Source organism: Achromobacter sp. NFACC18-2 (genome assembly GCF_900108985.1).
Lineage (GTDB): Bacteria > Pseudomonadota > Gammaproteobacteria > Burkholderiales > Burkholderiaceae_B > Achromobacter.
In genome coordinates, this window is sequence record NZ_FNYM01000011.1 from 102,255 (window position 1) to 128,830 (window position 26,576).

Genomic DNA, 26,576 nt, shown 5'->3' on the forward strand with positions numbered 1-26,576 from the left:
GCGACAAAGGGACGGAACACCGCATTTTTTCCAGCGTTCCCGGGCGGTTACCGCCAGAGAGCCGGCATGTTTCAGCGCTTAACAACGACGCAGAATAGTGTTTACGCACGCCTGAATCGTATGTCAAATAGCTTCTGCTAAGTCGAAATGTAACAAATCGCCGTCCGAGCTTTCATGCCCCGCCTATCCCGATTCTGTCGTCCCGCCGTCCGTTTCCTGTCCCCCATTTCCCTGCAAGTCGGTCTTGCCTCAACGGTTCTGGCGCTGGTCGCCGGCCCCGTCCAGGCGCAGAGCGTGCGTCCGCAACTGCCTTCGGCCGCCGAGCCGGGGCGCCCGCTGCCGCAACCCGTGCTGCCCGAAAGCACACCCGGCGCACCCCAGGTGACCGTGCAGCAGGGCAGCGCGTCCGAGGCGCCGGCCGGCGCCGACAAGCTGAGCTTCACGCTCACGGACATGCGCGTGGACGGGGTCACGCACTACCCTCCCGCGAAAGTGAGCGCGTTCTATCAGGATCTGGTGGGAAAGACGATCACGGTGGCCGATGCCTTCAAGGTGGCCAACGACATCGAACTGCTCTATCGCAATGACGGCTACGTGACCACGCGCGTCATCGTGCCGGAGCAGACCGTCGAGGGCGGCGTGTTCCGCATCGTGGTGGTCGAAGGCTATGTCTTCGATGTGATGTACGACGGCGACATCGGACCGGCGCAAGCCGCGGTCGAGAAGCTGGTGGCGCGCCTGCGCGGCGTGCGCCCGATCAACGTGGCCGAGGTCGAACGCCAACTGCTGCTGGCCAACGACCTGAATGGCCTGATCGTGCGCGCATCGCTGGAGGCTTCGCCCAAGGAAGTGGGCGGCTCGGTGCTGGTGGTGCGCAGTGAACGCAAGCCGGTCGACGCGGCCGTGGGCTTTGACAACCGTGGCTCGCCCTATCTGGGCTGGAGCGAAATGACCGGCCAGGTCACGCTCAATTCGTTCGGCGCGCGCGCCGACACCTTCACGCTGAGCGGCCGCCTGGGCTTTCCCTCCTATCGCAGCCAGGCCGTGGCCGGCAACTACGACATGCTGGTCACCGACAGCGGCATGACCTTCGGCCTGGCCGCCAGCTATGCCAAGAGCGAGCCCGGCCGCGACCTCGCCCCGTTGAACGTCGCCAGCGACGTGCAGGCCTACGCGGCCACCGTCACCTACCCGCTGATCCGCTCGCGCCTGGAAAACCTGCGCGCCTTCGGCACGTTCGACGTGCGCAACGTCACCACCGACATCACCGAAGCGCCCTTCACGCGTGACCGCCTGCGCGTCCTGCGCGCGGGCCTGAGCTACGACCGCACCGACAGCTGGAACGGCATCACCGCCATCCGCGGCACGGTGCATCAGGGCCTGGACGCGATGGGCGCGACGCAGCAAGGCGCCGAACTCGCCTCGCGCGCCAATGGCCGTTCGGATTTCCTGAAGTTCACCGCCGAATTGACCCGCCTGCAGCAATTCACCGAACGCCTGTCCATGGTGGCCACGTTCGCGGGCCAGTACAGCACCAGCCCGCTCCTGGCCAGCGAGGAATTCGCGCTGGGCGGCCCGAATTTCGGCCGCGCCTACGACGATGGCGAAATGTCCGCCGACAACGGCGTGGCCGGCTCGCTGGAGCTGCGTTACGCCGTGTCGACCGACCGCTTCCTGCCGCACGGCGCGCACGTCTATTCGTTCATCGATGGCGGCCGCATCTGGTCGCGCAGCGAAAGCGCGCCCCTGACCCGCTCGAACGTGTCCTCCATTGGCGCGGGCATGCGCGCCAACCTGAGCAAAACCGTATACGCCACCTTTGAAGTGGCCAAGCCCACCAGCGGGGATGTCCTGACCCAGGGCAACAAGAATCCCCGTGTGTTCTTCAGCATTTCGGCCCAGTACTAAGCAAGCGACCGACAAGAGACCGACCATGAATGGCAAACCCCGCAGCCTCGCCCAACCCGCTCGCCGCTTGCGCCTGAAAAAAGAAGCCACCCTGCCCGCGCTCAGCACGCTGGCCATGGTGATCGGCTCGCTCGCATCAAGCGGTGCGCATGCCAATCCCACCGGCGGCAACGTGGTGGGCGGCTCGGCCACCATCATCGACCGTGGCAACGGCACGCTGGACATCAAGCAGTCGACCGGCAAGGCGATCATCAACTGGAAAGACTTCAGCATCGGCGCCAACGAGACGGTCAACTTCCGCCAGCCCGGCAGCAAGAGCGTCACGCTGAACCGCGTGGTCGGCAATGACCCGTCGGCCATCTTCGGCCAGTTGAACGCCAACGGCACGGTGATGCTGGTCAACCCGAACGGCGTGGTGTTCGGCAAGGGCGCGCGGATCGACGTGGGCGGCCTGGTCGCCACCACGGCGAACATCAGCGACAAGGACTTCCTGGCCGGCAAGTACAAGTTCAACCAGGCGTCGTCCAAGACCGATGCCATGATCGTCAACGAAGGCACGATCAGCATCAAGGACAGCGGCCTGGCCGCGCTGGTCGCGCCGTCGGTGCGCAACTCGGGCGTGATTCAGGCCAAGCTGGGGCGTGTGGCCCTGGCTGGCGCCAACACCGTCACGGTCGACTTCCACGGCGACGGGCTGCTCAGCTTCGACGCCACCTCGACCATCAACGAACTGCCCAAGGATGAAAACGGCAAGCCGGTTTCGGTGCTGGTCACCAACACCGGCGAAATCCGCGCCGATGGCGGCATGGTGCTGATGACCGCGCGCACGGTCAAGGGCGTGATCGACAATGTCGTGAACACCGATGGCATCGTCACCGCCCGGTCGGTCGGCACGCAGAACGGCAAGATCGTGCTGTCCGGCGGCGACGCCGGCACGGTCAGGATCGCCGGCACGGTCGACGCCTCGGGCGTGGGCGCGGGCCAGCAAGGCGGCAAGGTCGTCGTCACGGGCGAGCATGTGGATGTCACCCGCACCGCGGCCATCGACGTCTCGGGCGCCGCCGGCGGCGGCGAGATTGCCCTGGGCAGCCTGGGCGTCGCGCCGGACGACGGTTCGGCCGCGTTCAGCGGCAAGTCGACCAGCGTCAAGGTGGCGGCGGGCGCCACGCTCAAGGCCGATGCGCTGGTCAAGGGCAACGGCGGCAGCGTCACGATGTGGTCCAACGAGGCCACGGCGTTTGCCGGCAGCCTGTCGGCGCGTGGCGGCGAACAGGGCGGCGACGGCGGCTTTGCCGAAGTCTCCAGCAAGAAGAACATCGGCCTGACCGGTTCGGTCGACATGCGCGCCCCCAAGGGCAAGACGGGCCTGTTGCTCATCGACCCGACCGACCTGCGCATCGTCGATTCCGCCAACGGCTCGGGCGCGCTGGACGGCAGCGCGGGCGACGGCGCCATCAATGGCGGCGATGCCAACGCCGCCAACAACACCGTGTCGCGCGGCCTGCTGGAAAGCCTGGCCGGCACGACGAACATCAAGCTCGAAGCCACCGGCCAGATCACGATCGCGGACATGGCCGCGATCAATCTGCAAACCGTGTCGGGCAACAGCTTCACGCTGCGTTCGACGCAGACGGGCGGCATCCGCTTCGAGAATTCGAACACCGAAATCAGCACCCAGGGCGGCGCCATCACGCTGGAAGCCCTGGGCGTGGGCAGCACGCTGGACAACATCGGCAAGCTGACCAGCCGCGGCGGCGCGATCACGCTGAACGCCACCGGCGACATCAACCTGGCCAACGTCATCGATGCCGGCAGCGGCGCGGCGCTGGTGCGCGCCAGCGCGGGCGCCATCCGCAATACCGGCGGCGCCAATCAGGTGGTGGCGGGCAACACCGTCACGCTGGACGCCAGCGGCGGCAGCATCGGCGAGGCCGGCAAGGCCGTCAACACCCAGACCGCCCGGCTGGCGCTGGCCACGGGCGGCAACCTCGCCGTGGCCAACCGCTCCGTGCTGAGCTCGCTGGACATCACCAGCCGCCACGCGCAACCCGGCGTCAACAACACGTATCAGCTTACGTCCGCCGGCGGCATGGTGTTCTCACTGACCGACACGGGCAGCTACCAGCTGAACACGGTCGCCCAGGACGGCCTGAACTTCTCGTTCACGGGCGATCGCACGATCAACGCGGGCAATATCGCGCTGGGCGCCGGCGCCCTGGCGCTCACTTCCACGGCCGGCGACATCCTGGCCCGCAACGGCTCGGACATCATCACCGCTGGCAGCATCGCGCTCAAGGCGGCCGGCAGCACCGGCAACAACGGCGCCATCGGCGCCGCCGCCCAGGCCCTGAACACGCAGACCGCCACGCTGACGGCCGCCAGCGGCGCCGGCGGCGTGTTTCTGAACAATACGGGCAGCCTGGCGCTGCGCTCGATCGACACCACCGGCTCGCTGTCCGTCTCGGCCGGCGGCCCATTGACGGTCGGCGCCATCAAGGCGGGCGCGATGGCCACGCTGACGTCGGGCCTGGGCGGCATCGTCGACGACGGCGACGACGCCACCATGATCTCCGCCAACGCGCTGACGCTGTCGGCGCAGAACGGCATCATCGGCGCCGCGTCCCGCAGCCTCAAGACCAATGCCAGCAGCGTGTCCGCCACCGCGGGCTCGGGCGGCGTCTATCTGGACAGCGCCAGCACCAACCTGACCATCACCCAGGCGCAGGCCAACAACGCCGGCATTGTGATCACCGGCGCGGGCAGCGTGTCGGCCAACAACGTCAGCTCGGGCGGCGGCGCCATCAACCTCACCGGCAACAGCATCTCCGCCGGCCAGGTCAACGCGGGCGGCGGCAACGTCACGCTCACCGCGCGGGCGGGCAGCATCACGGGGTCGTCGGCATCGCTTATCACGGGCAATGTGGTCACCCTGCTGGCCCCGACGGCCAGCAGCGCCTACACCGTGGGCACGGCGGGCACCTACCTGCGCACCGCCGCGGGCGAACTGAAAGCCACCGGCAACGCCATCTACCTCAGCCAGGCGCAGGGCTCGGTCCTGCTCGATGACCTGAAGGCCACCAACGGCATTTACGTCCTGGGCGCGGTGGACCTGACCGCCAACCGGCTGGATGCCGGCACCGGCACCCTGTTCCTCAATGCCCTGGGCGGCGACATCCTGCGCGCCAATGCGAACAGCGAACTGGCGGGCAACAGCATCAACCTGCAGGCCCAGCGGCACATCGGCACGGCCAGCGATCGCATCAAGACCGCCACGACCAGCCTGGCGCTGGCCAGCGGCGGCGACATCTACGTCGACAACCCCGGCAAGACGCTGACCTACCTGGCGGTCAGCAATACGCACGCCGACCCCGCCCGCCGCAACACCCTGCTGGTGTCCGCGCCCTTCCTCGCTTTCGACGTCAACGACGACCTGGGCACCGCGTATGAGCTCAAGCAGGTCTACAGCTCGCTGCTGAACCAGTTCGTGTTCACCGGCGACCAGAGCCTGAAACTGGGCAACATCCGCGCCGGCAGCATGGTCACGCTGACCTCCACGCAAGGCAGCATCCTGGACGATGGCATCGCGGATACGCGGGTCACCGCCAGCACGGTCACCCTTTCCGCCAATCAGGACATCGGCACGAACGCCGACTTCGTGTCGGTCAATGCGCCCTACCTGTCGCTGGCCACGCGCGGCAACCTCTACGCCACCAACATCGCCGACCTGGCCTCCCTGACCGTCAACGCGCGCCACAAGGGCGAGGACGACCACTATGTACTGGACGTGCGCGCGCCGTCGCTGCTGTTCAACGTCATCGATGATGCCAGCGGGCACACGATCCGCGAAGTGCGCGACGCCAACTGGGTGAGCTTCAACTTCACCGGCGACCGAGACATCACCGTCGGCAGCATCGATGCCGGCTACGGCGGCAGCATCACGCTGAACGCGACCGGCGCGATTCACGATGACGGTGACAAGACCACCCAGTTGCTGGCCAATTCGGTGAACCTGAATGCGGGACGCGGCATCGGCGCCGCGGGCACGGGGCACCTGGACATCCTGACCAGCTACCTGTCCGGCTCGGCCGCCGATGGCGGCTTCTACGTCCAGTTGCCCAACCCCGTCGGATCCGGCAACACCACCAGCAGCGTCACGCTGAACAACATCAGCGCGACGGAAAAGGTGGAGATCGACGCGCGCCAGGGCGACATGCTGGTATCCGGCTCGGTGCGCAGCTGGAACGACGACGTCATCCTGAACGCCGCCAACGGATCGATCCTGAGCAGCGGCTCGGGCAACGCCTACGCCGGCGGCGGCGATGTGACGCTGACGGCCGCGGGCTCGATCGGCGGCGCCTACCTGGGCAGCGTGCGTTACGTGGGCATTAGCGGCCCGGGCGCGGTCAATGTCCGCGCCAATGCGGGCGGCGACGTCTACCTGAATGGCACCTCCAGCGACATCCGGCTCGTTTCGGTGACGGCGGGCGGCCAACTGGGCTACACCCAGTCGTACGGCACCACCACGGTCGGCAGCCTGCAGGCCACCGGCGCGGCCACGCTGACCAACTACGGGGGCTCGATCCTCGACGACGGCGACGCGGCCACGAAGATCCAGGCCGGCAGCATCGCGCTGTCGGCATCCGGGGCGCTGGGCGCAACGGGCGCCGCGCTGACCCTGCAGGCGCCCGACGTCAGCCTGACCAGCACGGGCGACGTTGCCGTCGACAACCTGGCCGGCCTGACGCGCCTGGCCATCACGCGCAATGGCTCGGCCTACGGGACCTATGCGATCACCGCCCCCAACCTGTCGGCCTTCACGCTGACGGACGACGCCAGCGGCATCCATCTCAAGGACATCGCCAGCGCGACGGACCTGGATTTCGGGTTCTCCGCAAACGGCAAACACCTCCTGGTCGGCAATATCGATGCCGGCGCGGGCGGCAAAGTCACCCTGGTGTCGGGCGGCAACATCGCCAACGACGATCTGGCCAACCCCGGCGCGATCCACGCGGCGACGGTCTCGCTGACGGCGGGATCCGGCGCCATCGGCTCGTCGGCCGACGGCGGCACGCTCGCCCTGACCGGCACGTCGGCGCTGAGCCTGACCGCGGGCAGCGATATCCACGTCGACAGCGACACCGTGCTGCGCAACCTGGCGATCAACAGCCTGCGTTCGGCCGGCACGGCCAGCACCATCGAGATCGGTGGCGGCGTGGGCCAGGTCATCACCATCAGCGACGACGGCACCACGCAGTACCTGGAACAAGTCACCGGCGGATTGACGGACTTCAGTTTCACGGGCCGCAAGAACATCCAGGTCGGGACCATCGCCGCCAGCAATTCGGTCAGCCTGACCACGGCCAACGGCGGCGTCAATTCCAGCATCACCAGCGATGCCGGCGCGGGCCGCATCACGGCGGGCAGCGTCAAGCTGTCGGCCACCGGCAGCGACAGCTACACCGCGCGCGACGCCAATACCGGGGCGATCGGCAGCAGCGCCCGCGCGCTGCGCACCACGACCAGCAACCTGACGATCGCCAACAACGGCGATATCTACCTGGACAACGGGGGCCAGGCGCTCAACAGCGTCGACCTCAATCTGACGCGCCGCGACGCCTACAGCTCCACCATTTACGACACCAACACGTATGCCTTTGGCGGGCTGGGCAGCCAATCGCTGGTGATCATCGGCGGCACGACCCTGACGATCGGCGCCATCATGAGCGGCGCCGCGCTGGCCATCAACGCCGATTCGGCCATCTCGACCGCCACGATCACCGCCGGCATGACGGGTTCGGTGTCGTTGACCTCGCGCTACGCGAATAACTCGATCAACCCGACCATCATTCGCAGTTCTGGCCAGATCACCGGCAACACCGTAAGCCTGAATGCGCTGGGCACGAACGGCAGCATCAACGTCTCCACCTCCGCCGACAACCTGTCGATCAGTTCGGCAGGCAACGTGTCCGTCGCCAACGCCAAGCAACTGGCATCGCTGGACCTGAAGCTGAACCACAGCAACTCCACCGGCGCCTCCACCAACACCTACGCCATTTCCGCCACCGGCCTGGCGTTCTCGCTGACCGATACGGTCGGCCAGAACGGCCTGACGCTCAACAATATCTCCACCGCCGGCAACCTGGCGCTGTCCATCGCGTCCGACCGCACGCTGACGGTCAACCATATCGGCACCGGCGCGGGCGGCTCGGTCGCGCTCACCAGCAGCGGCAGCATCTATGGCGTCAGCACCAGCGCCGGCAGCCCCGATATCATCACGGGCGACCTGACGCTCAACATCACGGGCAATGGGTCTGTCACCGGTCTGATCAATACCTACAATCCGCTGTACACCAGCGTCGATTCGCTGTCGTCGAACGTCAACGGCAGCCTGTGGGTGTCCAACAACAAGACGCTCACGCTGCTGAACAACAGCGTCACCAGCTCGGCGCAGGTCAACGTCACCAACGGCTCGATCCTGCAAGGCGCCGGCACCCGCTTCGTGGCCCCGGCGCTGACGCTGACCGCCTCGCAATCCATCGGCGCGGCCGGCAACGCGGTGCTGACCGACACGCGTCAACTAACCACGCAGACCGGCCGCGACCTGTACCTGGACAACGCCTCGAACCTGTTCAGCCTGAACGTCACGGCCAACCACGCGGACACCGCCGTCAACAACGTGGTGCAGGTCGCGGCCCAGGGCCTGACCTTCAACGTCACGGACACCGGCGCCTACAACGTGTTCGACGTGCGCGACACCACCGGCCTGAACTTCTGGTTCACCGGCGACCGCACGCTGAACCTTGGCACCGTCGACACCGGCCCCGCGCACACCGTCAGCCTGAACGCGACGGGCGCGGGCAGCAACATTGTCAACCTGTCGCCCGCCTCGCACGTCACGGGCGATTCGGTGTCGCTGTTCGCCACCGGCCAGATCGGCGCGGGCCCGGCCGACAAGATCGAGACGACGACCGGCGACCTCTACCTGACGGCGGGCGGCGATGTCTACGTGGGCAACGACCGCGACCTGACCGGCCTGTCGCTGTACGCGACCGGCGTGGCGCCGGCCACCTACGACATCACGTCCAACAAACTGCTGTTCGACGTGGTCCACAACGGCCGCCTGCAGGTCAACGAGGTCCGTGACAACACCGGCCTGAACCTGTCGCTGTCCAGCAGCGTCGGCCAGGACATCGGCATCATCGACACGCTGCCCACCGGCACCGTCCGCCTGTCCTCGAACAACAGCATCCTGGGCAGCGCCGACGACAGCCAACGCATCACTGCCGGCCAGGTGACGATCGTCGCCCAGGGTACGGGCGGCATCGGCGCCGCGGGCCGCGAGATCAATCTGTCCGCGCCGCTAGTCAGCATCCAGAACGTCGGCGACGTCTACATCGATTCCGACACGCACATCGATTCGCTGTCGCTGTATTCGACGGGCAACGGCGCCCGCACCTACAGCATCAACTCGCCGACGCGCGATGGAGGCAACATCGGCTTTACCGCCACCGACGGCGGCAGCGCCAGCGCGGCCGGCCTGGTGCTGGGCGACATCACGGACGCGGGCGGCCTGAACCTGTCCGTCACCAGCGACCGCACCATCACGGTCGGCACGATCGACGTCGGCTACGACAACGTGTCGCTGACCTCGCGCTATGGCTCCCTGCTGGGCGACGGCGACGGCGACACCAAGATCGACGCCGCCTCGCTGACCCTCAACGCCAACAATGCGATCGGCGCCACGGGCGCCGGCAACGCCATCGACACCCGCGTCAGCACGCTGACCGGCCGCGCCGCCAATGGCGGGGCGTTCATCACCGTGGAAGGCAATACCAGCCTGCCCAGCCTGACCTCGACGGGCGCCAGCTCGGTCAGCAACACTGTCGGCGATATCGAACTGGGCACCGTCAACACCAACGGCAACGCGTTCTCGGTCAACAACACCGGCGGCTCCATCCTGAGCGGCACGATCAACAACGCCACCACCGTCGATCTGACGGCGAACGGCTCGATCGGCAACAAGAGCGCCATCCGGACCACCAACCTGACCGGCGGCACGACCATCGTCACCCTGAGCGCCCGCAAGACGGACACGGCGGACGGCAGCATCGCGCTGACCGAAACCTACGGCCTGCAGGTCGCGTCGGCGACCGCCGACGGCAACATCACGCTGACCAACGACACCGCCGGCGCGGGCCGCGACCTGGTCGTGGGCACCATCGCCACCACCGATGGCGCCGTCTCGCTGACGACCAACCGCGGCAACATCGTCGGCGCGGACAACAGCAACCTGATCATGGCCGATAGCGTCACCCTGACGGCCAACTACGGCACGAACCGCTCCATCGGGTCGTCGCAGTCGAACCGCCTGCACCTGGATACGCCGTCCCTGACGCTGGCCACGCCCGGCAGCATCTACGTCGACAACCTGGCCGACCTGACCGACCTGACCATCAACCGGGCCAACGGACAGGGCAGCAACCTGGGCAGCGCCGGCTTCCTGGCCATCGACGCCCAGAACCTGACGTTCAGCGGCGCCGACACCGGCAACACGACCCAGCTGACCACCGTTCGCGACACCACGGGCCTGAACTTCACGTACCAGGCGATTGGCGCGATCAACCTGAACGAGATCGACGTCACGCAGAACGGATCGGTCAACCTGTCGACCAATCCGTACTACTACACCGGCGGCGCGATCCAGGGCATCAATTCGACCTCGAAGATCACGGCCGGCGACCTGACGCTGTCCACCGCGTCGGGCAACACCAGCAACGCCATCGGCTCGGCCGGCAACGCCCTGAACACCCAGGTCAACAACATCACGGCCAATGCCTCCGGCGGCATCTTCCTCAAGCAGACCGGCTCGATCAACCTGGGCAACCTGAGCGCTGGCGAAGACCTGTCGGTCACGACGACCAGCGGCGACATCCTGGTCGGATCCGTCAGCTATGGCACCAACCGTACGCTGACGCTCAACGCCCAGACCGGCAGCATCCTGGCGGGCGGCGGCGCCATCTCCGGGTCGGGCACGGGCGCCATCACGCTGACCGCGCGCGACGGCATCGGCACGCGCGACGCGGCGATCCAGATCGCCGCGCCGAACAACCCTGTGTCGGCCACCGTCACCGGCGACGGCTCGCTGTATTTGAACAGCACCTCCAACCTGCTGGGCGGCCTGACGACCTCGGTCGCCAACGGTGAAACCCGCGTCACGTCTTCGGGCAACGTGGTGGTGACCAGCATGACGTCGGCCACCGACGCCGCCGGCAACGGCATTTCGGTGAACACCACGTCGGGCAACATCACGGTCAAGAACGTGCAGGCGGGCGCCACGCAGGGCCAGATCACGCTGAGCGCGGAGAACGGCTCCATCCTGGCCGACGCGGCCGGCGCCAACATCCAGGCTTATGGCGTCGCGCTCAATGGCCGCTACGGCATCGGCGCGAACACCGCGCAGGGCCGCATCAACGCCACCGGCCAGCGCGTGGAAGCCACCACCGATGGCGCCATGTACCTGGCGGCGGACAACAATGCCGTCTACTCGTACCTGTCGGGCAACGTCATCGACATCGCCGCGGCCGGCAATCTGCAGATCGCGAACGCCATCGCCGCCAACGGCAACGGCACGATCAAGATCGTGGGCAACGGCGCCAACAGCCAGTTGGTGGCCGGCAATATCGACGCGGGCGCGGGCACCGTCAACATCGACTACAGCAAGGCAGGCAGCACCATCGTCGACGACCGCGAGGAATCCACGCGCATCATCGGCAATTCGGTCGCGCTGAAGGCAGGCGCGGGCATCGGCGGCGCCGAAGGCTCGGCCGACAACCTGCAGACGACCGCCGCCTCCTTGACGGCCGAAGTCACCGGCAACGGCTCGATCTACCTGGACGACAACCGCGCGGCCGGCACCACGCTCGCGTCGGTCGTCACGCAGAACGGCGCCATCGGCATCACCACCGCCGGCCCCACGCTGGTCACCAGCGCCATCAGCAAGACCAACTCGACCGACAATGACATCTCGATCGCCACGTCCAATGGCGACCTGTCCATCAACACGATCGACGCCAAGACGTCGGGCGACGTCACCCTGAACGCGGCCGGCTCCATCCTGGGCGCGCTGGCGGGCAACCTGGTCTTCGGCAACAGCCTGACGGCCACGGCGGGCGGCAGCATCGGCTCGGCCACCGACCTGGCCACCGGCGTGGGCGGTATCGCCCTGCGCACCAACGTCGCGTCGCTGGGCGACCTGTCGACCGGCGCCGATGGCGCGGTCATCGTGCTGAACAACGTCGGCGCGCGCGCCCTGACGCTGGCGGGAGACGTGGACCAGGCGGGCGACAACAGCTCGGTCTACATCCGTTCGGCCGGCGACCTGGATGCCCGTTCGGGCCTGGCCGGCACCGCCGACAACCTGCTGCTGTCCTCCGGCGGCACCCTGACCGTCGCCGGCGCCGGCGTGCAGGCCCAGGACACCGTCACGCTGACGGGCGCGACCGACGTGGTCGCCGCGAGCGGCACGCCGCGCACCATCGCCATGCAGGGCGACACGGTGAACTTCACCAGCGGCGCCGCGGGCGGCGACACGACGTTGACGACGCAAGCCGCCAACGCCAACGTCAGCCTGACCGGCACCACGACCGCCGCCGACCTGACGCTGAACAACACCGGCGCGCTGACGGCCACGCTGAACGCGGCCAACGGCGACATCACGGCGACCGCCACCGATACGCTGAACGCATCCGCCTCGGTCAGCGGCAGCAACCGCACCATCGACCTGACCGCGCAGCACGGCGATCTGGCGTTCGGCGCCATCGACGCCGGCGCGGCCAACGGCACGATCATCCTGAACGCCGCCGCCGGTTCGCTGGTGGGCGACGGCCTGGACCTGACGGCCAACGGCCTTGCACTGACCAGCCTGAACGGCATTGGGGACAAGAACGCCGCCTTCGCCACGTCGGCGCGCGAACTCGACGCCGAGGTGCTGGGCGCGGGCGACATCGTGGTGGACGGCGCCGGTGCGCTGACGCTCGGCCGCATCGCGACCGCCGACGGCGATATCCAGATCGCCGCCACGGGCGATCTGACCAGCGCGGTCGGCCTGTCGGCCGGCCACGGCGGCGATGTCTTGCTGGCCTCTTCCAACGGCAACGTCTCGGTCAGCCACGCCATCGCCGCCGGTGATGTCAACGACCTCACCGTGAATGGCGCGCAGATCGCCATGACGGCCGGGGCCGTCACGGCCGGCGCGCAGTCCTACACCGGCAACGTCACCCTCAACGGCGACCTGACGGGCACGGCCATCGACATCGCGGGCAACGCCACGCTGGCCGGCGGCACGCGCACGCTGACCGCCACCGGCGCCAACGGCAACGTCGGCATCTCGGGCACCCTGAACGGCAGCGGCCTGGACGCCGCGATCGTCGCCCAAGACGGCGACGTCACGCTGGGCGGCAACGCGCTCAGCCTGGCCAGCCTGACCATCGACGCCGCCCGCATCGACCTGCAAGGCGTCGACACGGTCGGCTCCCAGCAATACAACGGCGACACCACGCTGCGCGGCGTGTACTCGGCGGCCAATGGCGCCTTCGGCGTCGATGGCGCCACCCAACTGGGCAGCGCGGTCTTTGTGCTCAACGGCGACGTCACGTTCACCGGCGAGGTATCGGGCGCCAATGCGCTGACCGTCATCACCGCCGGCGTCACGACCTACGGCGGTGCGGTCGACATCGCCTCGCTGAACCACGTGGGCACGGGGCGGGTCGCCATCAATGGCGGCAGCGTCACCACGACGGGCACGCAAAATTACGCCGCCCGTGTCGAACTGGGTGACGACACGACGCTGTCCGGCAGCACGGTCACGCTGCGCGACGGGGTGGATGGCGCGCATGCGCTGCAGATCGACGGCACGGCATCGCTGGCGGGCGCCATCGGCGCCAACACCCGGTTGGCCAGCCTGACCGTGACCGGTCCGGTCACGCTGAACACCAGCAGCATCGCCACCACCGGCGACCAGCACTACGGCGACGCGGTCACGATGGCCCGCAACCAATCCCTGTCCACCACCACGGGCGACGTCACGTTCGACGGCACGCTGGACGGCGCCTACGACGTGGCCATCGTCTCGACGGCAGGCGGCGACGTCACCCTGGGCGGCGTGGGCAACGCCGGGCTGCGCCTGGGCAACCTGACGGTCGACACCGCCGGCGCGACCACCTTCAACGGCGCGGTGTACGCCGCGTCGGCGCAGACCGACGCCCCCGGCACGGTCGCCATCAATGGCGGCCTGGTCGACACCACCGGCATCCAGACGTTCCGCGAACGGGTCGTGCTGGGCGCCGACACGGTGCTCAAGGGCAGTTCCGTCAACCTGCTGGGCGGCGGCGACGGCCCGCACGGCCTGACGATCGACGGCGACGCCGTGCTGAAGGGCGCGTTCGGCGCGCAGGACGCGCTGGCCAGCCTGACGGTCAATGGCCCGGCCAGCCTGGACGGCAGCATCGGCACCACCGGCGAGCAGTCGTACAACGGCGCGGTCGTCCTGGACGGCGATGTGGCGCTGGCCACGCAGGGCGGCAGCGTCGCGTTCAACGACACGGTCGCCAGCAGCCAGGGCGATGCCCACGGCTTGGCCGTGACCGCCGGCGCGGGCAATGTCACCTTCACGGACACGGTCGGCGACGCCGCCGGCGGCCGCCTGGGCGACATCACCATCGCCAGCAGCGGCGCCACCACGCTGGACGCCCCCGTATACGCGGCATCGGTCACGACGGACGCCGGCGGCACGCTGTTCATCAACGGCGGCCTGGTTGACACGACCGGCGCCCAGTCGTACGGCGAGCGGGTCGTGCTGGGCGGCGACACCGTGCTCACGGGCACCACCGTCAGCCTGCTGGGCGGCGGCGACGGCCCGCATGACCTGACCATCGACGGCGACGCCGTGCTCAAGGGCGCGTTCGGCGCCCAGGACGCGCTGGCCAGCCTGACCGTGACCGGCGCGTCCACCTTGGGCGAGGGCAGCCTCGCCACCACGGGCGACCAGTCGTACACCGGCACGGTCACCCTGGACGGCGACATGACGGTGGCCAGCCGTGACGGCGACATCCGCTTCAATGACGCGGTGGACGGCGCCCACGACCTGACGGTCTCCACCGGCACGGGCGAGGTCGCCTTTGCCGGTCCGGTCGGCCAGGACGAGCGCCTGGGCAACCTGACGATCAACGCCGCGGGCGACACCGTCCTGGACGGTCCGGTCCGCGCCGCCACGCTGCAGACCAGCGGCAACGGCGACCTGCTGATCAACGGCGGTTCGGTCGACACCACCGGCGCGCAGCAATACGGCCAGCACGTGATCCTCTCGGGCGTGGACACCACGCTCACCGGCACGACCGTGCAGCTCAAGGCGGGCGTGGATGGCACCGAGCCGGGGCAGCAGGGCCTGATCATCGCCGGCAACGCGGATATCCAGGGCGACGTCGGGGCCACCACGCCGCTGCGCGGCCTGGCCATCCAGGGCGCCACCACGATGGGTCCGGGCAAGGTCGTCACCACGGGCGACCAGGTCTACACCGGCGCGGTGACGCTGACCGGCGACCGCGAGCTGACCAGCAGCACCGGCTCGGTCGTGCTGGGCAGCACGCTGGACGGCGGCAATGGCAACAACCTGGCCATCGACGCCGGCAAGAACGTGCAGGTGGCGGGCGACGCCACCGGCCTGGGCTCGCTGACCCTGCGCGCCGTCGACACGATCGTGTTCAACGGCGACGTCACCGCCTACCGCGTGCAGCAACTGGAAGCCAGCACCGCCAGCTACAACGGCGCGGTGCGCGCCACGGGCCCGGACGGCATCGACATCTCGGGCGGCAGCGTGTCGTTCGGCAATGACGTCACCGCCGACACCGGCGCGATCCGCATCGCCAACACGGATCCGGCCGGCACCACCGGCTTTGCCGCCGGTTCGACGGTCCGGGCGGCCACCGGCTTCACCCAGACCGGCGGCGCCGGCCTGACCCTGCCCGCGCAACTGCTGGTCGCCCAAGGCCCCATCAGCCTGGGCGCACCGGCCAGGCTGCAAGGCGCGGCCGCCACCATCAGCACCATCGGGGACATCACCGCGGTCGGCCTGACCGGTCCGCAAACCGCGCTGACGCTGGCCGCCGGCCCGCTGGGCGCGATCCGCATCGGCCTGAACGACGCCGACCCGAGCCACAAGCTGGACGTGGCCGACCTCATCGTTCCCACCGCCGGTTCGGCCGACGTGTGGGGCACGGTCGGCGGCAAGACGGGCGCCCTGGGGGCCGCCTCGATCAAGAGCTCGCTGGCCGGCTCGCCGTTCTACCTGAACGGCTTCACGTGGGGCCCGACGGGCGCGATCAACCGGCTGGCCGCCATCACGGCGCCGAGCATGGTCATCCCGACCACGCCGACCGCCGACTCGCTGTTCCGTGGTACGGTCCCACCGGACGGTTTCGGCCCCGACGCCCTGGGCGCGTACGCCGATCCGCAGGTGCTGAAGGTGGCTGACGCCAGCGTCAACTGGCTGTTGCCCTCCGGCGTCAACGCCCTGCTGACCGTACCGGCCGGCAACAACCCGGTGCTGCAAGGCGCCGGCGACAACCCGCAACAACCCGCCGCCGAAGGCAACCCGCCTTCCGACGACGAGCGTCGCAACGACGACGCGCAAACCCGCACTCTTTGATTCGACACCATGACTACGCAGACTTCGCTTCCCCTGTTCTACGAGCAACCCCGTCCCCTGGCTGCCGGCGTGCACGCCAACCTGTCGCTGGCCGGCAACACGGGCTTTGGCTATGCCGCCCGCACCAACGCCGTGCCGCTGGTCGCCACCGAACTGCCGACCGCCTGCCGCCACTTCCCCATCGTCTTCACGGACGGGGATCAGCCCACGCCCGTCGCGGTGCTGGGCGTGCGCGGCCAGGAAAACCTGTTCGTCGACGCAGACGGCCAATGGCGCGCCGGCACCTACATTCCGGCCTACGTGCGCCGCTATCCCTTCATCTTCATGGAGAACGAAGACCGCAGCCAGTTCACGCTGTGCGTGGACGAGAAGGCGGCGTCGGTCGTCGAAGGCCGCGACAATCCGTTCTTCGACGAGGCCGGCGAGCCCACCGACCTGGCACGCAGCGCCCTGGAATTCTGCCGCGACTACCAGAACCAGCACGCCTACACGATGAAGTTCGCGGAAGCGCTGGCCGCTGCCGACCTGCTGATCGAAAACCGCGCCGACATCACCCTGCCCGATGGCCAGCGCCTGGCCATGTCCGGCTTCAAGGTGATCGACGAGGCCAAGTTCAACAAGCTGTCGGACGAAGAGTTCCTGCGCTGGCGCGCCAACGGCTGGCTGCCGCTGGTCTATTGCCACCTGCTGTCGATCAATACCTGGCCCGCCCTGATCAACCAGGTGGCGCCTGCCGCCGGCGTCGAGACCGCCTCGACCGACGCGTAAGTCCCGGCAGCGCGCCGGCAACTTGCCCCTCCCGCGGGTCCGGCCCGGCCCGCGGCGATGAATACGCCCGAAAGCAGAAAATGGGGGCGCACCCTAAGTCGACATATAGGCGCCAACCCAGGCGTTTTTTGCGGCTTTGGAATTTTCAGCTATCCGTAAGATCGTTTACGCGCGTGGCAACAGGCAAGCTTGCCCAGCATGAAGGGCAAGCGCATTCCCCGCATCCCCGTCCCAGCAGACTCAGAACCATTGACGGCGGCTGCGGCCCCTCGGGCGGCGCCCTGTTGCGCCGATGCCCGCCACGTGCCGCCTTGCCCGAATCACCTCCCTTCGTGCGCGCCATGGCTTTTTCAGGACTTGCGCCATTCCGCCGTAGCCCTTGTCACTACTGAAAAAAGCCAAATGCCTCACAACAAACTCAAAAAACGGGCGATTGTCCTCGCCTTGCAAACGCTAGGCCTGGCCGGTTCCGGCATGCTGACCCTGGCCGCCTCGCCGGCGATGGCCCAAAGCATCACCTGGAACGGCTCGCAGAGCAGCGATTGGCAAGACCCGCTGAACTGGTCGTCGGCGACGCTGCCGGGCTCGACCGGCAATCTGTTCATCAACAGCATGACGGCCAACGCACCGGTCATCGAACACAGCAGCGCCCAGGCGGGCGTCATCTTCCTTGGCGCGATCGGCGGGCCCTCGCTCACCGTGCGAAACGCCGGCGTGCTGGTCAGCAACAGCGCCATCATCAGCAACCCCACGAATGGCTACACGGCGGGCACGTCCGAACTGCAATCCGGCTCGGCCACCATCGACGGCATCGGCTCCCAGTGGACCGCGGAGTCCTTCAACGTCGGCTTTTACGGCACGGGTACGCTGAACGTGACGGGGGGCGGCAAGGCCATCGCCACCACGACCGTCTCGCTGGGCTCGCACGTCGGCTCCCTGGGCACCCTGAACATTTCGGGCGCCGGCAGCACGTTGCAGTCCGGGCAGCTCACCGTCAGCGACAACGGCACCAGCGTCGTCACGATCTCCGATCACGGCACGGCGCAAGCGAGCGGCCTGCTGGCGGGCAATAGCGCAGGCTCGACGGGCACGGTCAACATCATCGGCGCCGGCGCGTCGCTGACGACCAGTGGCGGCATGACGATCGGCTCGCGCGGCACGGGCACGGTGGACATCAAGGGCGGCGCCACTGCCAGCTCCGGCGCTCGAACTTATGTGGGCATGTACTCGGGCGGCGTCGGCAAGCTCCTGGTTTCCGGCGCCGGCAGCCAGTTTTCATCGTTGAACGACTACATTGCCGTGGGCCTGAGTACGGGCGCCAAGGGCGAGCTGACCGTGACGGACGGCGCGCTGGTCGATGCCTTTCAGGTGGTGGCCGGGTTCAACGCATCGGGCGAAGGCACCATCGTCGCGGACGGCCCGCAGACTCGGATCAAGACGTCCAGCGTCTTCCTCATCGGCTTCTATGGCGATGGCACGGCCACCCTGTCCAACGGCGCCACTTTCGAAACCGCCAATCGCCTGCGCATCGCCGATGTGGCGGGATCGACCGGCACCCTGAATATCGGCGCCGCCGCGGGCGACGCCGCCACGGCGCCGGGTGACGTGCAGGCAGCACTTGGCGTGCGCTTTGGCAACGGGACCGGCAAGCTGGTCTTCAACCATACCGGCACGGACTACGTCTTCGCGCCGGCCATCAGTTCCTTGTCGCCCGGCATGGGCGCGATCGACCTGGTGGCGGGATCGACCACCTTCACGGGCGATTCCAGCGGTTTCAGCGGTCAGACCCAGGTGCTGGGCGGCGCCCTGACGGTGGATGGCGCCCTGGGCGGCACCCTGAACATCGCCAGCGGCGCATCGCTGCACGGCACGGGCCAAGTCGGCACGACCACGCTGCAAAGCGGCGCCACGCTGGCGCCCGGCCAGGCCGGCGGCACCCTGAACGTGGCGGGCGACCTGACGTTCTCGCCGGGTTCGGTCTACCAGGTGGCGGCCGATTCGCAGTCGTCGGCAAGCAGCCGCGTGGTGGTCAGCGGCACGGCCAACCTGGCCGGATCGGCGGTCCATGTCGGGCCGGACGGCGGGTTCCAGACCCGGCGCGAGTACACCATTCTCAGCGCGGGCACGGTCAATGGGCAGTTCGACACCGTGTCCTCCAACTACGCCTTCCTGGACCCGGCCTTGCGCTACGACGGCCAGAACGTCGTGATGCAGCTTGGCCGCAAGGAAGTGCCGGTGGATCCCGGCACGCCCGTAGATCCCGGCACGCCGGGCACGCCAAGCATCCCGGGAACGCCGAGCACGCCCGGCACCCCCAGCACCCCGGAAACCCCGACCCGTCCCATCGCCTTTGCCGACGCGGCGCAAAGCGCCAACCAGCGCGCCGTGGCCAACGCCCTGGACAGCCTGCCCGAGGGCAATCCGCTGCACGACTACATCCTGACGCTGCCCGAGGGCGCCCCGGCCGCGGCCTTCAACAGCCTGTCCGGCGAAGCGCATGCCAGCGTCACTTCCAGCCTGACGGGTCTGAACACCACGGTGCGCGCCGTGCCCCTCGCCTACCTGCGCGCCAATCTGGGCGCGGGCATGCGCGCGGGCGCGCCGACCGCGCAAGCCGGCGGCACGCCGTCCGCGTCCGCCCTGCCGTCCTCCAATGCGCAGCCCGCCTGGGCCGAAGTCATCGGCAACTGGCAGACCTGGAAGGGCAACGGCGATTCCGCGCAAGTGCGCCAGAAGACCGGCGGCGTCTTCGCCGGCGTCGACCACGCCTTGGGCGGCGGCTGGCGACTGGGCGGCGCGCTGGGCTTTACCGACAGCAACATCCGCGTGGACGACCGGTCCTCCAAGGCGGACGTTGCTGGCTACAGCGCGGCGTTGTTCGGCGGCAAGGTGTTCGACGCCGGCCCCGGCAAGCTGAACCTGATGGCCGGCGCGGCCTACACCTGGCACGACATCTCCACCGAGCGCTACGCCAGCGTCTCCGGCGTGTCCCAGACGCTGACCGCCGACTATGGCGCCAGCACCACCCAGTTGTTCGGCGAACTCGGCTACGCCCTGCCGGTGTCCGAGCGGTTCAGTGTCGAACCCTTCGCCGGCCTGGCCTGGAGCGATTCGCGCACCCGCAGCTTCTCGGAATCCGGCGGATCGGCCGCCTTGCGCGGCCAGAGCGACAGCAATACGCAAACCACGTCCACGCTGGGCCTGCGCGGGTTGATGAACTTCACGGTGGGCCAAACCGAAGGACGCCTGCAGGCGACCCTGGGCTGGCGGCATGCCTTCGGCGATGTGCAGCCCCAGACCGTCATGTCCTTCGATGGCGGCCAGGCCTTCACCGTGGCGGGCGCACCCGTCGCGCGCGACTCGGCCCTGGCCGAGCTTGGCGTCGAAGCCGCGATCACGCGCAACGCAACCATCGGCCTGACCTACAGCGGCCAGTTCGGCGGCGGCAACCGTGAAAACGCCGGTTCGCTCCACATGACCTGGCGGTACTAAGGCGCAAGGTCAGTCGCGGACAGATGCCCGGTCCGGCGCCCGCAGGGGCAGACCGGGCATCTGTTAAAGTCGCCCACAGGCTGCGGCCGCGCGCCGCTTGACGCCCCCAGTCCAGGCAGGTCTCCCCTCCCCCTTCTTCTGCCGGAACCCGCCAAGACATGAATCGAATCCTCGCCGCATCCCAGGCATCCTCACCAGGCGGTCCGTGCCAGGGCTGCAAATCCGGTCAGGACGGCGCCATCGACATGGCGTTTGCCTTCCAGCCCATCGTCGACCTCACCACCGGACAGCCCTATGCGTACGAAGCCCTCGTGCGCGGACCCGACGGCCAGCCTGCCGCCTCCGTGCTGTCCCAAGTGGACGACGCCAATCGCTATCAATTCGACCAGCGATGCCGCACGACGGCGATCGAACTTGCCGCAAGCATGGGAATGGACCGATACCTGTCCATCAATTTCATGCCGAACGCGGTCTACCAGCCCGCCGCCTGTATCCGCACGACATTCGAGGCCGCCGAGCGAACCGGCTTTCCGCCCGATCGAATCATTTTTGAAACGGTCGAGGGCGAGAGCATCGTCGACCGCGCACACCTGTTGTCGATCTTCCGCGCCTACAAGTCGTATGGATTTCAGACGGCCATCGACGATTTTGGCGCGGGCTACTCGGGCCTCACGCTCCTGGCCGACTTCCAACCAGACCTGATCAAGCTGGATATGGCGCTGGTGCGCGGCATCGATGCCGATGTTCCCCGCCAACGCATCGTTGCAGGCGTGCAGGCCATCTGCACCGACCTGGGCATCCGCGTCGTTGCCGAAGGGATCGAAACCGTGGGCGAGCGCGACTTCCTGGCCGCGCAAGGCATCACGCTCATGCAAGGGTATCTCTTCGCCAAGCCGGCGTTCAAGGCGATGCCGCCCGTTTGCAATGTCGCCTGATTGGCTTGACAACTCCGAGGACGGAGCGCGCACCACCCGACCGGTAATCGTGACAACGCGTTCTATGCGGCCATGCGCCGCGCCCCCTATCGCGGCGTTCGTTTCACCGGGATAGCCCCGGCCGCTCATCCCGAGGCGATTCGCCGGGACCGCCGGTGATCTAGCCCAACCCCGCCAGCAGCGCCTGTGTCGGCCGCGACGCCTTCCCGGTTTCCGAGCACACCAGGCCGAACTCGCGGTGGACGGCTGGCGTCAGCGACATCACGCGCAGGCCGCGCTGTTCGACGGGCAAGGTCGATTCGGGCACCAGCGCCACCCCCATGCCTTCCCGCACCAGCACACAGGCGCTGGCCCAATCACGGACCGTCACCCGCACGTCCGACAGGTGCAGGCCCGCTTGCGTCATCAGGCTTTGCCCGTTCACCGCGCATCCGCCCGTGGCAAGGATGAAGGGCTGCGCGGCCAGTTCTTCCAAGGTGACGCCGCGCTCGCTGGCGCGGCGACCCAGCGGATGACTGATCGGCAGCACCGCGACCCAGGCGTCTCGCCCCAATATCGCCGCAGCGCGGCCGGGCGCCGGGTTCAGCACCACACCCAATTCCACGGTTCCCGCCGCCAGCCAGTCTTCCACTTCTTCATCCGTGCCTTCCAATGCCACCAGCTCGATGCCGGGATGGCGGCGCTGAAAAGTGCGCAGCAGACCGGGCAGCAGCGTCGACATCACCGAGGGAAAGCTCGCCAGCCGGATGCGCCCGCCGTTGAGGCCGCGGCTGTCATCGGCCAGGACACGGATCGCGTCCAGACTCGCCAGCATCGCCCGCGCGTGCGCGATGACCTGCTCGCCCAAGGCTGTCACGCCGATGTGCCGCCGCTCGCGGACGAACACCTGGAATCCCAGCGCCGCTTCCAACTGCGCGATGGCCTGGCTGGCCCCCGATTGGGTAATGCCCACGCGCTCGGCGGCGCGCGAAATATTGCCCGCGTCCGCCACGGCCGCCAGCAGGCGCCAGTGCAGGAGGTTCATCATGGTTATCAGTAGCCCAGCTAATGCTCAAGAAATTGAGCATTAATTTTACGGCCTCACCCTGGACAAGCAGACTGCCACGCAGCACCCGGCAACACGCGGCGCACAGGTTTTCAACTTTTCCTGGAGTCTTGATGAAGCTGTATTACGCCCCTCACACCTGCTCGCTGTCGCCGCATATCGTGCTGCGCGAACTCGGCCTGCCGTTCGATCTGGTCAAGGTGGACAACAAAACCAAGCAGACCGCCGACGGCCGCGACTTCCGCGCCATCAATCCCAAGGGCTATGTGGCCGCATTGGAACTGGACAATGGCCACGTCCTGACCGAAGGCCCGGCCATCCTGCAATACCTGGCCGACCTCAAGCCTGAAAGCCGGCTGGCGCCCGCTGCGGGCACATGGGAACGCGTACGGCTGCAAGAGTGGCTGAACTTCGTCAGCGGCGAAATCCACGCGGGTTCGGCGCCGCTGTTCAACGCGGCGCTGCCCGAAGAAGCCAAGGCGATCTTCCGCGAGAAACTGTTCAAGCGGTTCGACTTCCTGCAAGACACTTTGACCCGCCAGGATCATCTGACGGGCGCAGCATTCAGCGTGGTCGATGCCTACCTGTACACCGTGCTGGGCTGGTGCAAGTTCTTCGCTATCGACCTCGGCCGCTGGCCCGCGCTGCCGGCGTATGTGAAGCGCATCGGCGCGCGGCCCGCCGTGCAGGCGGCCTTGCGCGCCGAAGCCGGGCAATAACGGCACCCCGTTCCCCTTGCCCGCCATCCGGCCATGGTCCCATGCCGGTCATAGCGGCGCCGCCCGCAACCCGGGTTCTACGCCTCCACCGGGGGCGCCGCCTCCGCTTCAGCGGATTGCTTCTGGACACGCACCGCATTCGCGCCCGAATCGTAGGTAACCGTTACCTTGTCGCCGTCGCGCACGTCGCCTCGTAGCAGCGCATCGGCGATTTGAGATTCCACCTCCGCCCGAATCTTGCGCTTGAGCATCCGAGCACCGAATTCCGGGTCATAGCCGACCTCCGCCAGATAATCCCGCAGCGAATCATCGAACGACAACTCAATACTCTGCCCGGCCGCGGTGCGCTGCACGCGCGCGAGTTGCAGGTCGACGATACTGCGAATCTGCGCCTTGCCCAGAGCATGGAACACCACCACTTCGTCCACGCGGTTCAGAAACTCGGGCCTGAAATGATGCCGCAGAACCTCCATCAGACGATCGCGCAGCGCGGGGTACTCGAGCTGCTTCTTGTCGGCACGCATGTTGTCCTGGATCATCTGCGACCCGATATTGCTTGTCGCGATGATGATCGTGTTCGTGAAATCCACGAGACGTCCTTTTCCGTCGGTAAGACGGCCTTCGTCGAAGAGCTGCAACAGGATGTTGTGCACCTCCGAATGCGCCTTCTCGATCTCGTCGAGCAGCACCACGCAATAGGGACGGCGCCGCACCCGCTCCGTCAACTGACCGCCTTCCTCATAACCGACATAGCCCGGAGGCGACCCCACCAACCGCGCCACGTTATGCCGCTCGGAATACTCGCTCATGTCGATGCGAACCAGCGCGTTCTCGTCGCCGAACACGGAAGCAGCCAGGGCCTTGGCGAGTTCGGTCTTGCCCACGCCAGTGGGTCCAAGAAACAGGAAACTCGCAGTCGGCTTGCCACCTTCGGTGAGACCGGCACGTGAGAGCCGGACGGCCTTCGCAACGGCGCTGACCGCCTCGTCCTGACCGACCACACGCTCCCTTAGATGATCTTCGAGACGCAGCAGCTTCTCCCGGTCTTCTGCGGTAAGTTCGGATACCGGCACGCCGGTCAGCGATGCCACGACCTGCGCAATATCCTCTCCCGTGACCTTTTGCGAACTGGTGCCGCGCTCTTTCTTCCACGCCTCTGTCGCATCTTTGAGGCGCTCCTGATCGTTGACAAGTTTCTCTTCCAGTTCCTTCGCCTTGTCAAACTGCTTGGTGGCGCTTGCCGCATCCTGCTCCTGGCGTGTGCGGCGGATGCTTGCCTCCATGTCGTGCAATTGCTTCGGCCGGGAATTCGATGCAATGCGCACCCGAGCGGCCGCCTGATCGAGCAGGTCGATAGCCTTGTCCGGCAGGAATCGCGCGGCGATATACCGGTCCGACAGCTTCGCCGCCGCCGCGATGGCCTCCTCGGTGATCTTCACTTTATGATGTGCTTCAAGGCGGTCGCGCAGCCCGCGCAGGATTTCGATGGTTTCCGCGACGCTCGGCTCCGGTACGTTCACCGGCTGGAAGCGGCGCTCGAGGGCGGAGTCCTTCTCGATGTACTTTTGGTATTCGTTGAGCGTCGTGGCGCCCACAAGATGCAGTTCGCCGCGCGCGAGCGCCGGCTTGAACACGTTGCCGATGTCCAGCCCCCCTTCGCCGCCGCCCTGCCCCGCACCCACGATCGTGTGCAGTTCATCGATGAAGACGATCAGCCGGTCCTGGTTCTCGACGATCTCATCGAGCACCTGCTTTACGCGCTCTTCAAACTCGCCACGGTACTTTGCCCCCGCCACGACGCTGTTGATGTTCAACTCAACGACGCGCTTGCCGCGCAGCACTTCCGGGACCTGATCCTGCACGATACGCTGCGCAAGTCCTTCCACGATCGCAGTTTTCCCGACGCCCGGTTCACCGATCAGCACCGGGTTATTCTTGCGCCGGCGTGCCAGGACCTCGATAGTGGTTTCGATTTCCTTGTCGCGGCCGATCACCGGATCGAGCTTGCCGCGCCGTGCGAGATCGCTGAGATCGCGTGCGTACTTGTCGAGCGTCGGCGTGGTGGATCGCCCTTCGACGTTGCCTTCCTCGGCGCCCTTGCCGACCACCTTGACCGTCTTCTGCCGGAGCGCATGCGACGTTAGCCCGTACTTGCGCAGCAATTCGCCGGCGAAGCCGTCTTCTTCTTCGACGAGTCCGATCAGGACATGCTCCGGCCCGACATAACTGTGGCCGAGTTCCCGCGATGCCGTGAGTGCGTGCTCTAGCGCACTCTTTGCGCGCGGCGATACGCCGATGCTTTCCTCATCCGTTCTCTCCGCGCGAGTGCCACGCGGAGCGCTCTGATCGACATCCTTCTTGATTTCATCGGCATCCAGCTTGAACTCGCGCAGGATCTCCCGTACGACGTTGCTGTCAGTGAGTGCGAGCAGCAGGTGTTCCGTATCGACTTCGGACTTGCCATACTGCACCGCCTTTTGCGCGGCTTCCTGCAAGCGGTCCAAGCCACTTTCGCTCAGGAGCGTATGCAGGTCAACAGCCTCGCGCGCCCGGCGATGCCGACCCGGCCGACCGCCGGATGAGCCCGCGGATGCACCCACGCCTGGGCCGCTTTTTCCGCCTTCGCCAGCGCTCGCGCGCGCCCCGTTCGCCTCGTCCAGCGAAAGCCCGCCACGCCGCCCGGCTTCAAGCGGTGACCACATATCGTCGAAGAATCTGTCGAAGAGGCCGCCGTGAAAGAGCGACTCAAGCGGAGATAGGCTGCGTTGGTTGCGCGCCATGAACTGCACGTAGTGCTGGTCGCACAGCGTCGACTGACGACGCTGGCCGTTCTCGGTGATCGTGATCTGCGAAGTCGCCGGCTTTCCACACACGCTGCAAGTGGCCATGATGACCTCCGTTGGATGGATACTGGAAGAGTAAAAGCGACGCACCGAGCGCAAGGGGTAAGAACATTGTCAGTGCGGGCCGGACCGCATCCGTTGATCGTCAACGCCCGTGTGTGGCAT

General features: G+C 67.4%; 8 protein-coding genes. 6 read left to right on the plus strand and 2 right to left on the minus strand.

Going from position 1 to position 26,576, the window contains the following annotated elements:
* The first annotated feature begins 174 nt into the window (after nt 1-174).
* The 5 genes from BMW75_RS17705 (at nt 175) to BMW75_RS17725 (ending at nt 21,804) form a co-directional block, all read left to right on the plus strand.
* Entirely contained in the window at nt 175-1,908 is a 1,734-nt protein-coding gene (locus BMW75_RS17705) for a ShlB/FhaC/HecB family hemolysin secretion/activation protein (RefSeq protein WP_092581212.1), read from the plus strand.
* A gap of 25 nt (nt 1,909-1,933) precedes the next feature.
* On the plus strand, nt 1,934-16,609 hold the full coding sequence (locus BMW75_RS17710) for a two-partner secretion domain-containing protein (RefSeq protein ID WP_092581213.1): 14,676 nt from the start codon (nt 1,934-1,936) through the stop codon (nt 16,607-16,609).
* 9 nt (nt 16,610-16,618) lie between these two features.
* On the plus strand, nt 16,619-17,377 hold the full coding sequence (locus tag BMW75_RS17715; protein WP_076518884.1) for a SapC family protein: 759 nt from the start codon (nt 16,619-16,621) through the stop codon (nt 17,375-17,377).
* A 444-nt stretch (nt 17,378-17,821) separates the two neighbouring features.
* Nucleotides 17,822-20,869 carry an autotransporter family protein gene (locus BMW75_RS29920; protein ID WP_175493210.1) on the plus strand — a complete coding sequence of 1,016 codons (3,048 nt, stop codon included), beginning with the start codon at nt 17,822-17,824 and terminating at the stop codon, nt 20,867-20,869.
* Between the two features lie 158 nt (nt 20,870-21,027).
* Nucleotides 21,028-21,804: an EAL domain-containing protein gene (locus tag BMW75_RS17725; RefSeq protein WP_092581215.1), complete on the plus strand. Its 777-nt coding sequence runs from the start codon at nt 21,028-21,030 to the stop codon at nt 21,802-21,804.
* A 160-nt stretch (nt 21,805-21,964) separates the two neighbouring features.
* Here the strand turns inward: BMW75_RS17725 and BMW75_RS17730 are convergent, their stop codons facing one another.
* The gene (locus tag BMW75_RS17730) at nt 21,965-22,831 is read right to left on the minus strand and encodes a LysR family transcriptional regulator (protein WP_175493211.1); all 867 of its coding nucleotides are present in this window, start codon (nt 22,829-22,831) and stop codon (nt 21,965-21,967) included.
* 131 nt (nt 22,832-22,962) lie between these two features.
* Between BMW75_RS17730 and gstA the strand changes: the two genes are divergently transcribed.
* Nucleotides 22,963-23,568 (plus strand): glutathione transferase GstA, encoded by a 606-nt coding sequence (gene gstA, locus BMW75_RS17735; RefSeq protein WP_092581217.1) that lies wholly within the window; start codon nt 22,963-22,965, stop codon nt 23,566-23,568.
* 77 nt (nt 23,569-23,645) lie between these two features.
* On the opposite strand, the gene BMW75_RS17740 is transcribed toward gstA, so the two are convergent.
* Entirely contained in the window at nt 23,646-26,456 is a 2,811-nt protein-coding gene (locus BMW75_RS17740; RefSeq protein ID WP_092581218.1) for an ATP-dependent Clp protease ATP-binding subunit, read from the minus strand.
* Nucleotides 26,457-26,576: the final 120 nt, after the last annotated feature.